Raw genomic sequence first — 15,085 nt, forward strand, 5'->3', positions numbered from 1 at the left:
CCTTTATTTTGCGAATTGTCTTACATCTACATCATTGACCATCTTAAATACTTTATCTTGTTGTCCAAGCAAGACATAACATAAGTTTTCGGCCGCAATTCGTTGACATTCATACAATGAAAAATCCGAATAGAAGGCCATGTGTGGGGTCAATATGACATCTTCTCGTCCCACAAGAGGACTCTTTTTCGTGTTTTCATTGGTTTCTTCGACCAACACATCCAGACCAGCTCCAAAAATCTGTCCATGATCTAATGCTTCCAATAAGGCATCTTCATCGATCATGGCACCTCGCGATACATTTACGATGATGGGTTTCTTTTTCATCATCGCAAAGGCTTCGCGATTCAACATATTGACATTTTTATCGGTCAATCGCATATGCACACTGATCACATCCGAAGTTTCAAATAACTCTTCTTTACTCACCAGCTTGACCCCTAAAGCCTGGGCCACTTCTGGCTTACAAGTCGGACTATAGGCAATCACATGCATGCCAAAGCCTTGGGCTCTTCGTGCCACCGCTTTGCCAATCTTGCCTAGGCCAAGGATCCCAAAGGTCGATCCTTCCAAACGAATCATGCCTGAAGTGGAATTGTAGTCATAAACATGTTTGTATTCAATTTCTCGATCGTAGTGTTTTAATTTTCGAGCCACGGCCAACATCAAGGCCATCGAATGATCGGCAACTTCTTGGGTACAATATTCACCAATGACAGTAACGGCCGTGTTTTGTGCTTGCGCAGCATCCGCATCCACAAAGTTGTATCCCGTAGCTTCAATGGAAATTCCTTTTAAATGGGGATTGCTTTGAATGATCTCTTTGGGAAATTCCAAGTACGAAGTCAAGATCCCATCGACATCGGCAATCGCCTCTTTAAAGGCTTGTTCATTGCCTTCATGCACATAGAGAGAGATCTCGGTATCTTCACCAAGAAACTTTTTGAAAATATTTTTTTCAATATTTAAGTCTCGATTCAAAGGCTCCTTATAATCACAAATCGCAATTTTCATCGTTAGTCCCCCAATTTGTCAAAGGCCTCTTGAAGTTTGGCCAATACGACTTTATTTTGTTCCGTTGTGCCAATGGAAATACGCAAAAAATGATCGAATCCCCAACCTGTACAAGGACGAACAATGACACCATTTTGCAGCAAGATCTCAGCCACTTCATCCGCTGGATACGGACATTGAAAGAACACAAAGTTGGCTTGGGAATCAATCGGGGCACAACCCATCTTCGTTAATTCTTCATTCATCCATGTGCGATCTTTGATCATAAGATCGCCATATTTCTTTGGTTCTTCTGGATGTTCCATCAAAGCGACAGCACCAGCCAAGCCCATACGATTCGCATTAAATGGTTCACTGACCGTATCGTACCAATTGATGAATGCAGGATTAGCAACCAAATAACCAATACGACCACCTGCTAAACCATAATATTTTGAGAAGGTATGAATATTGATCACATTCTTACCGGCTTTGATATAGGGCATCAAATCCGGTAATAAGTCGGGATCGGTAAAATCGGCATAGGCTTCATCGACAACCAACCAGCATTTTTCTGGTAAGGCATCAATGAACGCACCAAATGTGTCTTTATCAATGACGGTTCCCGTTGGATTGTTGGGATTACAGATCCATACGATTTTGGTTTTGTCGGTCAATGCCTTCTTATAATCGGCAAGATCAATGGTGTAGTCTTCATTCAAAGGAATCTCAACTACTTTCGCTCCCATGATCTTGGAAATTTCCCGATACAAACGATAGGATTCTTTTGGCAACAAAACTTCATCGCCGTCTTCCAATAAGGTCTTGGCTACTTCATCCAAGACATTGCCGGCCCCATGACCAAGACTGACCCAGTCGCCATCCACACCAAATTTTTCACCAACCAATTCTTTTAAGCGAATATAGTTTTTTTCTGGATATATGTTCATACGGCCAATTTCGGCTTGCATCGCCTGCACAGCCACTGGATACGGCCCATATTGATTCTCATTGGAACCCAGTTTAATGACACTCGTTAAGCCATATTCCTCCATCACTTCATCCATACTTTTTCCAGATACATACTTTTCACAATCGTATGCGAATTTACGAATACCTTTTACCATTTTGTCTCCTTTTCTTTCTTTTGGAACACATTGAGATCTCGTACATGTGACCAAAAACAAAAAAAGGCGTCAAACCACGATGGGATTGACACCTTTGTCTTGTCGGTATTATAAAACTATATTAAAAAAATGGTCAATGTGATATGGCCTTATTTTAAATATTCTTTTGTATTTTATTAATTATATTTTGTATATATCTATTTTATATTAATATTCTTCCGTTTTGTTTCATTTTTGTACATCATTTTTTCAACAAAAAAAAGAAAAGAGATTCAAAAACCTACTTTTCTTCTGCGAACTCCAAGCTTCGATTTTCAAACGACGTTAAAAATACGATATCCGTTTTGGTCTGCCCATATATTTGCAGATTCTGGATAAATGCATCCAATTGTTTCATGGAGTCATAGATCACTTCCAATAAATAAGCATAATCGCCTGTAATTGTATAACTCGAAACCACATTGGTCTCTGACTCAATATAAGCTAAAAATTCGGATCGATATTTTGCCTGCAAGTTCACTTTGATGAAAGCTTTGATATTCATGCCCAACTGTTCCATATTCAATTGCGCATGATAGCCTTCAATATAGCCTTCTTCTTCCAATCGTTTGATTCGAACCAATACGGCAGGTGAAGATAAAAAGACTTGTTGCGCAATTTCTTTGATCGAACTCCGAGCATCTTTTTGGAGAATATTCAATATTTTGCGATCGATCCCATCTAGATTTTTCGCCATGGTATCACTTCCTATTTACATATGCTTCGTGTTCATCTTGGATCTTTTGGAGTTGTTTTGGATGATCAGCTAGTGTAACCAGGATATGGACCATCACCAAGATCGCATTTTTCATTCCAAAACGTCCGCCTTCTGCTTTCATATCTTGCGCAAATTCTTGGGAATATAAGGCATCGGCTTTGCCAATCGAGATCATGGGGCAAAATACCGGAATGGATAAACTGACATTGCCCACATCAGTGGAATAGGTCAAAACGTGTTGCTTATCGGGTGTTAGGCCCAATTGGGTCATGATGTCAAAGACCATTTGTTCCATGACCGCATTGGGAACGATTTCGGCATAGGTTGGGTTCAATTGTTCATTCATGAATTGGTTTTCCGTTGCGATGGCACAACCTCTGGCACAATTTTCTACTCTTTCTTTGAGCTTTAAGATTTGTTGATAGCGATTGGCTCGCAAATAAACATAGGCACTGGCTTGTTCCGGAATCGCATTGGGGATCTTACCGCCTTCGGTAATGATGCCACTGATCTGACAGCCCGGTTCCAATTGGGGACGTAACATATCTAAGGCATGAAAAAACAATTGGACCCCATTCAAGGCGTTGATGCCTTCCCAAGGATTGATGGATACATGGGCACTTTTGCCATAATAATGAACATACAAATCACTGGCAGCCACGGTCTTAAAGCATGGATAATTATGCGGCCCCATCTGGGTCAGGATCGCAAATGCATAGGAATCAAACATGCCTTTGGCCAACATCGCAATCTTGGCACCGCCTACTTCTTCATTGGGAGTGCCAATGAGTTCCACTTGAAAGGGAAAATCTTCATAGGCCGCTTCTAAGGCTAGCGCACAAACAATGGAAGCCGCACAACTGGCCGAATGACCGAGACTATGCCCCTGCTCTTCGATGGCATCATATTCACAGAGAATGGCTACTTTTGGTTTATTTTGATTTTGATCTGTCGCTCTACGAGCCCAAAAAGAATGTTTGATTCGCTTGATCGGAGAAGTGACTTGATACCCGTTTTCTTTCAATGTTTTTACTAAAAAAGCCACTGTCTTTTTTTCATTTCCAGAAGGTTCTGGATGTTCATTCATCCAATCGAGAATTTGGTATCCCAAAGGAAGATAGTCCGCAATGGCTTGATCGATGGATCTTCTCTCTTTCAATTTGAGTCCCTTCCTTTATGTCCAAAATTCTAACACGGGTTTTTTTGATTTTGAAGTAAAAGATGCCTTTTGCTCTGCATATCGTTGGAATCATGGTAGAATACGGATATGTCCGAATCCATGAAATTACGGCTTGCATATGCCATGAATCAATGCATGAAAAAAGCAAGTGTTGAAAATATCACCATCAAAGAAATTTGTTTTGCGGCGCAGTGTTCCCGTCAAACGTTTTATCGTTGTTTCAAAGACAAATATGATCTGATCAATTGGTATTTTGATCGTATTCTTCATATTTCCTTTGATCGCATGGGACAAGGAAGAACCATTCACGATGGTTTATTGAAAAAATTCCAATATATTCAAGAAGAACATTTATTCTTTTATGCTGCCTTTTCCATGGACACCCAAAATAATTTACGCCAACATGATTTTGAGATGATCTATGCGTTTTACATCGATTTGATCACCAAGAAGAAAAACTATCCATTGGATGCCAAAATGATGGATATTTTAGAAATCTATTGTTTTGGGTCGGTCTATCGCACGGTCAAATGGGTCTTACATGGCACAAAAGAATCACCCGAAGAATTGGTGGATATTCTCATTCAAGCGATGCCACAAGATTTATCGGCTTTGTATAAACAATTAGAAATCTATTAGTGATACAGGTTACATTTTCGATGAAATGTAACTTGTTTTTTATTTCACAAATCTATTATTGTATAGATAGAAATACAAAGGAGAATCATTTATGGCAAACAGAATTTCATTAAATCCAACTTCTTATCATGGAAAAGGAGCTATTCAAGAAATCATCACGGAAATCCAAGCCCATGGATTCACGAAAGCTTTTGTCGCCAGTGATCCCGACTTGGTTCAATTTGGTGTAACGGCCAAGGTGACGGATTTATTGGATAGCGCCAACATTCCCTATGTACTTTATAGTAATATCAAGCCCAATCCAACCATTGAAAATGTAACTTCCGGTGTCGAAGCCTTTAAACAAAGTGGCGCCGACTGCATCGTTGCGATTGGTGGTGGTTCTTCCATGGATACATCCAAAGCCATTGGTATCATCATTGCGAATCCTGAATTTGAAGATGTTCGTTCTTTGGAAGGTGTAGCACCCACGAAAAATCCATGTGTGCCGATCCTAGCTGTTCCAACCACAGCGGGTACCGCTGCTGAAGTAACGATCAACTATGTCATTACGGATGTGGAAAAAGAAAGAAAATTCGTATGTGTCGACCCACATGATATGCCTATTGTTGCGATCGTGGATCCCGATATGATGGCTTCGATGCCAAAGGGATTAACCGCAGCAACCGGTATGGATGCCCTGACGCATGCGATTGAAGGATATACCACAAAAGGGGCTTGGGAAATGACTGATATGTTTCATTTGGAAGCCATTCGTTTAATTGCTGAAAATCTAAGAGCGGCTGTTGAAAATGATCCAAAGGGTCGTGAAGGCATGGCACTGGGTCAATACATTGCCGGTATGGGATTTTCCAATGTTGGTTTAGGCATCGATCATTCGATGGCTCATACCTTAAGTGCGCATTATGATACGCCACATGGTGTGGCTTGTGCCTCTTTATTACCAATTTCTATGGAATTTAATCGCGATCATACGGGTGAAAAATATCGTGAGATTGCTCGTGCCATGGGCGTTGAAGGGGTCGATGCCATGAGTCAAGAAGAATATCGTGATGCAGCCATTGAAGCGGTCAAACAATTAAGTCATGATGTAGGCATCAATCCGAAAAACGATCGCATCAAAGAAGAAGATCTGGATCAATTAGCTATTGATGCTTTGAATGATGCTTGTTATCCTGGAAACCCAAGAGAAGCTACCAAAGAACAAGTCATTGAGATGTTTAGACAATTGATGTAAAGTGCAGAGAAATCTGTGCTTTTCTTTTCGGTTGACAAATATCTATTTTCTTCTATTCTTTAAGGAAAGGAGAAAATCATGAAACATTATACATATAAACCACAAGGAACTTGTTCCACCCAAATTGAATTTGATTTGGATGGACATACCCTACACAACGTACACTTCACCAATGGCTGTCCCGGTAACTTGCTAGCCATTTCCAAACTATTGGAAGGTGCCGATGCCCAAAAAACTGTTGATATTTTAAAAGGAAATACATGTGGCATGAAAAATACATCGTGTGCCGATCAATTAGCCAAAGGGATTGCCGCAGCATTACAGAGTGAATAATATGATCATTCGTAACGCAACTTTGGAAGATGCCCCCCGTCTGGTTGAGATTTATGATTATTATGTCCAACAGACGGCCATTACTTTTGAATATCAGACACCATCCGTTATTGCTTTTCAACAACGTATGAAAAAGACCATGGAAATGTATCCCTATCTGGTGATCGTAGATAACAATACGATCATGGGATATGCGTATGCCGGTCATTTAAATGTACGAGAAGCCTATGATTGGTCTTGTGAAATGACCATTTATTTAGATCCTAGTGCTCGTAAAAAGGGATATGGAAAAAAGCTCTATTTTGCTTTAGAAGAAGCCTGTAAAAAAATGGGAATCACCAATTTCTATGCGTGTATTGGCTATCCGCAAAAAGACGATGCCTATCTAACGAAAAACAGTGCCCAATTTCATGCACACCTAGGCTATAAAGAGAATGGCTATTTTCATCATTGTGGATATAAATTTCATCGATGGTATGACATGATCTGGATGGAAAAAATCGTAGATGTGGTAGAACATCCAAAACCCATCATTCCCTACCCCAATATAAAAGAGACAAACCGTTAATTGGTTTGTCTTTTTGATTGATAAATTTTAACACCTAAGATTCCACAGCCGATGCCAATCAAAATACCAGCTAAGACGTCGGTCGGAAAATGCACATATAAATACAATCTTGAGAAGGCAATCAGTATCGCAAAAATTCCAATGATTTGCCATCCTTTGAATTTGTTGAGATAGAACACGCTCGCAATCGTAAAGGCCATGGCCGTGTGTCCCGAAGGAAAGGAAGAATGATCTCCCACTTCTGGAATCAATAAGTGGACATTCGGATTGACCATATATGGACGTGGCCGCGCAAAGAAATGTTTTAACACCAAGTTACAACCAATCAAATCAATGATCAACGCAAGGGTACACATAATACCAATTTTTCGTGTTTTGGGATTGATTAATAATACCAACGTCAATCCAAACCAAATCAAACCATGATTTCCTAATTTTGTGATGCCAATCATACAAGCATCTAACCAAGAGGTATGTATATTTTGAATCGCATTTAAAATTTGTATTTCCATATTATTCCTTAAAATATTCCTTGGCGAGTGAAATCACTTTATTTGACAATAAGAACAGAGCAATTAAGTTCGGGATGATCATAAAACCATTAAAGGTTTCGGCAATATCCCAAAGTAAACCTAAGTTGACAGTTGCACCTAATATCGAAACCAATGAATAAATCACCAAGAAGGGTTTGACCCACTTTTCACTGCCAATAAATTCCACACAACGAGACCCATACAGTCCCCAACCAATCGTGGTTGAAAACGCAAAACAACACAACGCAACGGCCGTAAAGATTGATACCCAATGGCCATAAACGGAAACAAAACCTGCAATGGTCAATTCGGCACCGGCTGGTGCCCCATAGGTAATGGCTTCATTACCTAATAGAATAACCAATGCCGTCAAAGTACAAATAACGATCGTATCGACAAAGACTTCAAAGATTCCAAACAAGCCTTGACGAACGGGTTCGTCCGTATCGGCACAAGCATGCGCAATACTCCCCGTACCTAAGCCAGCTTCATTGGAGAAGATCCCGCGGGATACGCCTTTTCGTAAGCCAATCATCATCGAACCAATGGTTCCCCCGGTCACAGCTTGGGGATTGAAAGCACCCACAATAATGGAAGCCAATACATGTGGCACGCGATCGATATGAATCAGTATCACACCCAGTCCCAACACAATATATAAAATAGCCATGAACGGCACCAATCGTTCGGATACCCGTCCAATTCGTTTGATACCACCTAGTAAGACAACAGCCACCAATCCCATAATGATGATACCTAAAATCAAATTAATGGATGATAGTTGACTTTCTTGTACCGCATGCATATTCAATAAAGCTTCATTGATGGCAGCAACGATCGTATTAACCTGGGTCGCATTTCCGGTCCCAAATACGGTTAATATACCTAAGATGGAATAGGCATAAGCTAAAAAGAGCCATTTATGCGATAGGCCATTTTTAATGTAGTACATGGGACCTCCCACATATTCGCCATCTTTACTTTTTTCACGATACCGAACCGCCAAGGTGACTTCCGCAAATTTGGTACACATGCCTAAAAAGGCAGAGCACCACATCCAGAAGACGGCACCGGGTCCACCAATTGCCACGGCTCCGGCCACACCGGCAATATTTCCAGTACCGACTGTACCGGCCAGTGCTGTACAAACGGCTTGAAAAGGAGAGATCGAACCTTTTTGGGCTTTTTTTCGATCAAAGACCTTCCCAATCGTATTTTTCATGGCATCCGAAAACTTACGTACTTGTAGAAAGCGCGTACGAATCGTCAATAAGAGACCCACACCAATGATTGCCACCATCGCGGGAATTCCCCAGATAAACGTATTCAACGCTTGATTGATTTGTATAATTGTTTGTATCATGTTATACCCCTAAAACGTAGCGCTACCATCATACACTATTTCGAAATCTTTTCCAAATATTTGACAGGCACTTGTTTCGTTAGCCAGATGCCATTGGGTGATTGATAGAAACAATAGCCATCTTGGATCATTCTTTGCGTATCGATTTGATAAATAACGGGTTTTCCATGACGAGATGCCACCTTTATAGCCGTGGGAATATCGTTGGAAAGATGCACATATAAACGTTCCATCGGCAATAATCCTTGTTTCGAAATGGAAGCCACGGATTTTTGGGCAGTCCCATGATACAAGATTTTTGGTGGAATACCGGCTTCCAATTCCAAATCAATAGGAAGAGAATGACCATAATTGGCTCGAATCTTGGTATGGTCTGCATTGAAGCTATATCTTCCTTTTTCATCACTTGCCACAATATCTTCTAACATGGGCATGGTGATAAAGCGATAGCTATCAGCATTGATCCCAGCCAATAAATCATGGACATTGGCCCATCCATGCGCATCCAAGGAAATACCAATAACTTCGGGATGATGACGCAAGATCAAAGAAATAAATTTACTCATTTTGGTTTTATTCATATGACTTGATACTTCCTATTCAATTTATTTTGTTGCCAATCCACGATATTTTGTGCGGATTGTTGATTCATAGCTTGAAAGTTTTCGGTTGTGAATGGAGCTACATGTGGCGTCAATATCGCATTATCACAATCGATAAAAGGTGAGTCCGTACATGGTTCATGATCAAATACATCGATGGCAGCCCCACGAATTTGATGTAACATCAATGCAGCTTTTAAAGCTTGCGTATCCACAATGGAAGCCCGGGCAATATTGATTAATACACTTTCTGGTTTCATCTTTGCAAGTTCTTCCTTGCCAATCATGCCTTTGGTTTGATTGGTCAATGGCACATTAATGGAAATATAATCACTGCTAGATAGTAAAGTATCCAAATCGACATACTGCACATGATACATATTGTCCCATTCTTTATGGGGATGGCGGCAATAATAGACAATATCCATCCCAAATGGATAGGCTCTTTTCGCAATTTCTTTACCTATGCCCCCAAAACCAATCAATCCTAAGCGTCGATTCTTAGCACCCATGCTTCTTTGTCGATGCCATAGGCCTTGATGCATTTCTTTATTTTCTTGATTGATATTTCGCGCAAAATACAATAAAAAGGCCAAGGCATGTTCTGCCACGGCGGCTTCAACCAGTCCGGTAGTTCGTAATACGGCAATGTTGCGTTTCTGACAGGCAGATACATCAATATTATCGTAGCCAATGCCTCGTCGTGAAATCACTTGTAGATGGGAACAGGCATCCATGATCTTCGCATTGATGGGTTCAGGTCCACAAATAACAGCTTGGGCATCTTGGATGCATTCGATCATTTGATTTGGATCCGCGCCTGAACCTAGATTCAAATAGGAATAATCAACAATTTCATTGCCTTTCAATACTTGTTTGGCTTTTTCATCAAAATTTCGTCCTGTGATCACAATTTTCATGTTTATCTCCGAACGATAGCTTGCACCGGACAAATTGGTTCGCATTGCCCACAATGCAGACAACGATTTTGATCAATTTGAGCGGGCGCCATCGTACAATCGATGCATTTTTGAGGACACACTTCTAAACATTTACCACATTGGATACAAGCCGATGTAATGAAATATCCACTGGGTTTGATTGAACCATCCCCCAATGTAAATGAATCTCTAGTCACATGAGATGGATTACTAATATCAAAATATTGCCCAGCTCCTTTATCCAAAATAAACACTTGTAAGATGTTTCGCGTACCTTCTGGATAGATTTTTTGCATATAGGTATTCTTTTCAAAGATTTCTTCTAGTTTTTCATGGCCAATATTCCGGACATGACCCGATAATGAAATGGATTTCTTCTCTTTGATCCCAGAAAGACTGATATATTTTTGATCCATCAATTGCTCATAAAAAGCTTTTCCTTTGGCGGTTAAAAAATAGACACCTTTTTCATCATACAACATCATATCGATTACCCGTGTGATAGGATGTCCATTCTCATCGATGGTTGCGACCACACAGGAGTGTATGTCTTCCACTAATATTCTTAAATAGTCTTTTGTTTCCATAGGGTCCCTCTCTTTGTTTTACTATATTATTATACATGGAAACGGGTACGTTGCGTTTTTGATTCCATTTGATTGGCGTACAATATGTTGTACATTATAAAAAAAGTAAATAAAGGAGGCATACATCATGTTGGCTGTTAACTATACCTCGCTTAGAAAGAATATGAAATCATATTTCGACAAAGTTGTGAATGAATATGAAACGATGGTCGTTACTCGTAAAAACAATGAAAATGTTGTCGTTTTATCGGAAGATACCTACAATAATCTAATGGAAAATATCCATGTATTAGGAAATAAAGAAAATTATGATTGGCTCATGGAATCGAAGAAGCAATTGGAAGAGGGAAATCAAAAAATACATGATCTAATTGAGGATACACATGAATAAAGTTTTCACCAAAAATGGATGGATCGATTATCCATTTTGGCAAACGGAAGACAAGAAAACCTTAAAAAAAATCAATCAGTTGATTAGAGATATCGAAAGAAATGGGAATGCTGGTATCGGCAAGCCCGAACCGTTGATTGGTGACTTTGCGGGATTTTGGAGTCGAAGAATCAATAATAAAGATCGATTAATTTATCGATTGGATGAAAACAATATTTATATCATTGCTTGTAGATATCAGGCTTGACAAACATTTCATTGGTTGGTAAATTTTAGCCAAGGGAATGAGGTTCTCCCGCGATCGATTCGAAACTGCCATTCTGGCTGATGACTTCTGAAAAGAAGCCATCAGTCTTTTTTTATGTGAGGAGAGAAGATATGAACACAATCTATAAACACCTTTTATTAGCTGTATTGGTTGGCTTTCTTGTTGGGGCCATCGATGCTTTATTTGGCCGTGTCCTGATTTGGATCACGGCCTTCCGTACCATTCACTATCTATGGTTATTGCCTTTTTTACCGCTAGCCGGTCTTTTGATTACTTGGCTCTATCATCGTTTCAACAAAGAAAGCTTAGGTGGTATGACCTTAATTTTTGAAACTCGTTTAGACAAACGGAAAGATATTCCTTTGGCCTTGATTCCTTTAGTCATGGTCGGTACATGGATTACCCATCTATTTGGTGGAAGTGCCGGTCGTGAAGGTGTGGCCGTACAAATTGGTGCTACGATCTCTCATTGGCTAGGTAAGAAATGCCATCTGCCTGATAACAGTAAGATCCTTTTAGTTACGGGTATGGCGGCTGGTTTTGCCGGCTTGTTCCAAACCCCATTAGCCGCCACCTTCTTTGCGATGGAAGTCGTGATTGCCGGCTATTTGGAAATCAATGCCTTATTACCTGCTTTGTTGGCAAGTTATGTTGCTTGTTTTACATCTCGTTTCTTGGGCTTGCCAAAATTTGCCGTTACGCTTCCAACAAGCCTGTCTCTCCATTCTCTATCTACGATGGGCTCGATTGTTTTATTAGGCATTGCCTTTGGCTTAACAGGACGGCTCTTTGCTACGATGTTGGCAAAAGCGAAATCCTGGATGAAACGATCCATTCCCGATCCATATCAGCGGATTGGTCTGGTTTCCATTCCTTTGGCCATTGCTTTGATGCTTTTCTTTGGTGGTCGCTACTGTGGTTTGGGGACAAACTTGATCACCAATAGTTTTACCCATCAAACCATCTATGCATGGGACTGGATCTTAAAACTATTCTTTACCATTCTTACTCTCTCGATTGGCTTTCAAGGTGGTGAAGTCACTCCTTTATTTTCCATAGGTGCTAGTTTGGGTGCCCTTTTGGGTCAACTTCTTGGTTTGGATCCCCTGCTTTGTGCAGCTTTGGGTTATGCCGCCGTATTTGGTAGTGCCACCAATACGTTATTTGCCCCCATCTTTATTGGTTTGGAAGTTTTTGGTGGAGCCAATATGATTCCGTTTGCGTTGGTTTGCATCCTGGCTTATGTAGTCAATGGAAACCATTCCATCTATACGGCCCAATCCAAAGTGATATACTGAAAGTAGAAATGAGGTGGTCTTATGTCTATTGTTGGTGCGATCCTGGTTCCACATCCACCATTGATCTTGCCCGAAGTCGGTCGTGGTGAAGAAAAGATCATTGAACCGACGATCCAAACCTACAAACAAGCAGCAAATTTTGTCGCTCATTTGCATCCAGAAACCATTGTGCTTTCCTCGCCTCACAGCATCATGTATACCGATTATCTACATATTTCCCCTGGCACCCATGCGCAAGGTGATATGGCTTCATTTCGGGCTCCTAATGTCCAGGTCGAATGTGACTACGATCAAGCATTGAGTCAACGAATTTGTGATCTGGCCGAAGAAAATCATTTGCCGGCTGGCTATCTCGGTCAACGCGATCCGTCCCTCGATCATGGAACGATGGTTCCCTTGTATTTTGTCAAACAAAAATATCCGCACTTTCAATTGGTTCGTTTAGGTATTTCCGGTATTTCTTTGGCTGAACACTATCATATTGGTCTATTGATCCAACAAGCCGCCAAAGAACTCGATCGAAGAATCGTTTATATTGCGAGTGGTGATCTTTCTCATAAATTAAAAGCCGATGGGCCTTATGGTTTTGATTCCCATGGCCCTATCTATGATGAAAAAGTCATGGATGTATGTCGAAAAACTGCTTTTGATGAATTGTTGACATTCGATCCCCTCTTGCTTCAAAAAGCAGCCGAATGTGGTCATCGCTCCTTTGTGATCATGGCTGGTGCGCTGGATCGGTGCCAAGTCGAAGCACATGTCTTAAGTCATCAAGATGTAACCGGTGTTGGCTATGGCGTTGCGACTTTTAAAGTATTGGGAAAAGATCCAAAACGTAATTTTCTGGACCAATTTGAAAGCGAAGAAAAGAAACGCATTCAAGCCCAACGAGATGCCGAAGATGCCTATGCTGCTTTAGCACGAAAAACCGTCGAATCCTATATCACCCATCGAACCGTTCCTTCGATAGAAGGCCTTCCCCAAGACATGCTCTCTCAAAGAGCAGGGGTTTTCTGTTCGATTCATAAAGATGGACGATTGCGAGGATGTATTGGTACCATTGGTCCAACCAAGGAAAATATTGCCCAAGAAATCATCGCCAATGCCATTTCAGCAGCTACACAAGATCCACGATTTGATGCGATTCGCAAAGAAGAACTGAACCATCTTTCTTATAGTGTAGATGTCCTTTCCCCACCCGAAAACATCACTTCTTCGGATCAATTGGATGTGCATCGATATGGTGTCATTGTTACACAGGGACATAAACGTGGATTATTATTACCGAATTTAGATGGGGTCGATACCATATCCCAACAAATTGAAATTGCCAAACAAAAAGCCGGGATCTGGGAGGATGATCCCGTCGAGCTGCAACGCTTTGAAGTCGTTCGCCATACTTGAGGTATCGTATGATTTGTTCCACTTGTTTTCGTCATTGTCAGCTACAAGAAGGTCAAATCGGCTTTTGTCGAGCTCGACAAAATAAAGGCGGTAAAATCATCTGTGCAAATTATGGTTATGTAACATCCATGGCCATAGATCCCATTGAAAAGAAGCCTTTAGCCCTGTTTCATCCCGGCAGTACCTTGCTTTCGATTGGCAGTTATGGTTGTAACCTGGATTGTCCATTTTGTCAGAACTTTCAAATTTCTCGCATGGCAAAGTCATCGGATGCGAACTTTGTTTCACCAGAGAAAATACGGGATATGGCCTTGCAAGCCAAACAAACCCAATCCAACCTGATCGGCGTTGCTTATACCTATAATGAAATGTTGTGTAGTTGGGAATATGTGCGTGATTGTGCTCAATTGATCCATAAGGCCCATCTGTTGAATGTCTTGGTGACCAATGGAACCGCTAGTCTAGACGTTTTGGATGAGATTCTTCCATATATCGATGCCATGAATATTGATCTCAAAAGCTTGAATGCCCAAACTTATGCATCGATCTTACATGGTGATCTAAATCAAACCATGGCTTTTATCGAAAAGGCAATTCCTGCCTGCCATGTTGAGATCACAACCTTAGTTGTTCCTGGCATGAACGATAGCGAATCCGAAATCGATGCCCTGACACACTGGATCAGTCAACAAGATCCCAATATCCCCTATCATTTAACGCGTTATTTTCCAAGATATCAGATGGATACACCTGCTACCAATATCTCTACATTGTATCGTTTGAAAGAAATTGCCCAAACCCATTTGCATCATGTTTTTGTGGGCAATGTATAGGTCAGAGTCTTCTGACCTTGTTTTTTGGCTA

General features: G+C 40.7%; 18 protein-coding genes and 1 riboswitch. Of the genes, 9 read left to right on the forward strand and 9 right to left on the reverse strand.

The annotated features are described in order from the left end of the window. Nucleotides 1-3: 3 nt before the first annotated feature. The 4 genes from MOZ64_RS05140 to MOZ64_RS05155 all read right to left on the reverse strand — a co-directional run bounded on the left by MOZ64_RS05140 (nucleotide 4) and on the right by MOZ64_RS05155 (nucleotide 4,036). The gene (locus MOZ64_RS05140; protein ID WP_320325521.1) at nucleotides 4-1,014 is read right to left on the reverse strand and encodes an NAD(P)-dependent oxidoreductase; all 1,011 of its coding nucleotides are present in this window, start codon (nucleotides 1,012-1,014) and stop codon (nucleotides 4-6) included. A 2-nt stretch (nucleotides 1,015-1,016) separates the two neighbouring features. Then, nucleotides 1,017-2,120, reverse strand: a complete 1,104-nt coding sequence (gene hisC / locus MOZ64_RS05145) for a histidinol-phosphate transaminase (protein WP_320325522.1) — start codon at nucleotides 2,118-2,120, stop codon at nucleotides 1,017-1,019. A gap of 280 nt (nucleotides 2,121-2,400) precedes the next feature. Beyond that, nucleotides 2,401-2,856, reverse strand: coding sequence for an Lrp/AsnC family transcriptional regulator (locus tag MOZ64_RS05150; protein WP_320325523.1), 456 nt, complete (start codon nucleotides 2,854-2,856; stop codon nucleotides 2,401-2,403). 4 nt (nucleotides 2,857-2,860) lie between these two features. After that, nucleotides 2,861-4,036 carry a peptidase dimerization domain-containing protein gene (locus tag MOZ64_RS05155; RefSeq protein WP_320325524.1) on the reverse strand — a complete coding sequence of 392 codons (1,176 nt, stop codon included), beginning with the start codon at nucleotides 4,034-4,036 and terminating at the stop codon, nucleotides 2,861-2,863. 108 nt (nucleotides 4,037-4,144) lie between these two features. On the opposite strand from MOZ64_RS05155, the gene MOZ64_RS05160 reads away from it, so the two are divergent. The 4 genes from MOZ64_RS05160 (at nucleotide 4,145) to MOZ64_RS05175 (ending at nucleotide 6,834) form a co-directional block, all read left to right on the forward strand. Continuing rightward, nucleotides 4,145-4,696 (forward strand): TetR/AcrR family transcriptional regulator, encoded by a 552-nt coding sequence (locus tag MOZ64_RS05160; protein ID WP_320325525.1) that lies wholly within the window; start codon nucleotides 4,145-4,147, stop codon nucleotides 4,694-4,696. A gap of 91 nt (nucleotides 4,697-4,787) precedes the next feature. Continuing rightward, on the forward strand, nucleotides 4,788-5,933 hold the full coding sequence (gene fucO / locus MOZ64_RS05165) for a lactaldehyde reductase (RefSeq protein ID WP_320325526.1): 1,146 nt from the start codon (nucleotides 4,788-4,790) through the stop codon (nucleotides 5,931-5,933). Between the two features lie 78 nt (nucleotides 5,934-6,011). Further along, nucleotides 6,012-6,266, forward strand: a complete 255-nt coding sequence (locus MOZ64_RS05170) for a TIGR03905 family TSCPD domain-containing protein (RefSeq protein WP_128521041.1) — start codon at nucleotides 6,012-6,014, stop codon at nucleotides 6,264-6,266. Nucleotide 6,267: 1 nt separating this feature from the next. Continuing rightward, nucleotides 6,268-6,834, forward strand: a complete 567-nt coding sequence (locus MOZ64_RS05175) for a GNAT family N-acetyltransferase (protein WP_320325527.1) — start codon at nucleotides 6,268-6,270, stop codon at nucleotides 6,832-6,834. Here the strand turns inward: MOZ64_RS05175 and MOZ64_RS05180 are convergent. The 5 genes from MOZ64_RS05180 to MOZ64_RS05200 are packed head-to-tail and all read right to left on the reverse strand — an operon-like array spanning nucleotide 6,831 to nucleotide 10,860. Then, nucleotides 6,831-7,346, reverse strand: coding sequence for a phosphatase PAP2 family protein (locus MOZ64_RS05180; RefSeq protein ID WP_320325528.1), 516 nt, complete (start codon nucleotides 7,344-7,346; stop codon nucleotides 6,831-6,833). The two genes, MOZ64_RS05175 and MOZ64_RS05180, sit on opposite strands and share 4 nt — an antisense overlap. 1 nt (nucleotide 7,347) lies before the next feature. Further along, nucleotides 7,348-8,730, reverse strand: a complete 1,383-nt coding sequence (locus tag MOZ64_RS05185) for an alanine/glycine:cation symporter family protein (protein WP_320325529.1) — start codon at nucleotides 8,728-8,730, stop codon at nucleotides 7,348-7,350. A 35-nt stretch (nucleotides 8,731-8,765) separates the two neighbouring features. Beyond that, on the reverse strand, nucleotides 8,766-9,311 hold the full coding sequence (locus MOZ64_RS05190) for an RNA 2'-phosphotransferase (RefSeq protein WP_320325530.1): 546 nt from the start codon (nucleotides 9,309-9,311) through the stop codon (nucleotides 8,766-8,768). Further along, nucleotides 9,308-10,252, reverse strand: a complete 945-nt coding sequence (locus MOZ64_RS05195) for an NAD(P)-dependent oxidoreductase (protein WP_320325531.1) — start codon at nucleotides 10,250-10,252, stop codon at nucleotides 9,308-9,310. The genes MOZ64_RS05190 and MOZ64_RS05195 overlap by 4 nt, the downstream gene beginning before the upstream one ends. Before the next feature lie 2 nt (nucleotides 10,253-10,254). Continuing rightward, nucleotides 10,255-10,860, reverse strand: coding sequence for a 4Fe-4S binding protein (locus MOZ64_RS05200; protein WP_320325532.1), 606 nt, complete (start codon nucleotides 10,858-10,860; stop codon nucleotides 10,255-10,257). Between the two features lie 127 nt (nucleotides 10,861-10,987). Here MOZ64_RS05200 and MOZ64_RS05205 point away from each other — a divergent pair, with 127 nt between their 5' ends. The 5 genes from MOZ64_RS05205 to amrS all read left to right on the forward strand — a co-directional run bounded on the left by MOZ64_RS05205 (nucleotide 10,988) and on the right by amrS (nucleotide 15,054). Beyond that, complete coding sequence (locus MOZ64_RS05205; RefSeq protein ID WP_320325533.1) at nucleotides 10,988-11,251, forward strand: type II toxin-antitoxin system Phd/YefM family antitoxin; 264 nt, start codon at nucleotides 10,988-10,990, stop codon at nucleotides 11,249-11,251. Next, a complete protein-coding gene (locus MOZ64_RS05210; protein ID WP_320325534.1) occupies nucleotides 11,244-11,498 on the forward strand; it encodes a Txe/YoeB family addiction module toxin in 255 nt (84 codons plus the stop codon). Before MOZ64_RS05205 ends, MOZ64_RS05210 begins: the two co-directional genes overlap by 8 nt. A 24-nt stretch (nucleotides 11,499-11,522) precedes the next feature. Continuing rightward, nucleotides 11,523-11,595, forward strand: a riboswitch (Fluoride riboswitch). Between the two features lie 34 nt (nucleotides 11,596-11,629). Further along, nucleotides 11,630-12,817 (forward strand): chloride channel protein, encoded by a 1,188-nt coding sequence (locus MOZ64_RS05215; protein WP_320325535.1) that lies wholly within the window; start codon nucleotides 11,630-11,632, stop codon nucleotides 12,815-12,817. A 21-nt stretch (nucleotides 12,818-12,838) separates the two neighbouring features. Continuing rightward, nucleotides 12,839-14,221, forward strand: coding sequence for an AmmeMemoRadiSam system protein A (amrA, locus tag MOZ64_RS05220; RefSeq protein WP_320325536.1), 1,383 nt, complete (start codon nucleotides 12,839-12,841; stop codon nucleotides 14,219-14,221). An 8-nt stretch (nucleotides 14,222-14,229) separates the two neighbouring features. Further along, nucleotides 14,230-15,054, forward strand: coding sequence for an AmmeMemoRadiSam system radical SAM enzyme (gene amrS, locus MOZ64_RS05225; RefSeq protein ID WP_320325537.1), 825 nt, complete (start codon nucleotides 14,230-14,232; stop codon nucleotides 15,052-15,054). The last annotated feature ends 31 nt before the right edge of the window (nucleotides 15,055-15,085 follow it).

The sequence above is a fragment of the Absicoccus intestinalis genome (assembly GCF_033971885.1).
Lineage (GTDB): Bacteria > Bacillota_I > Bacilli_A > Erysipelotrichales > Erysipelotrichaceae > Absicoccus > Absicoccus intestinalis.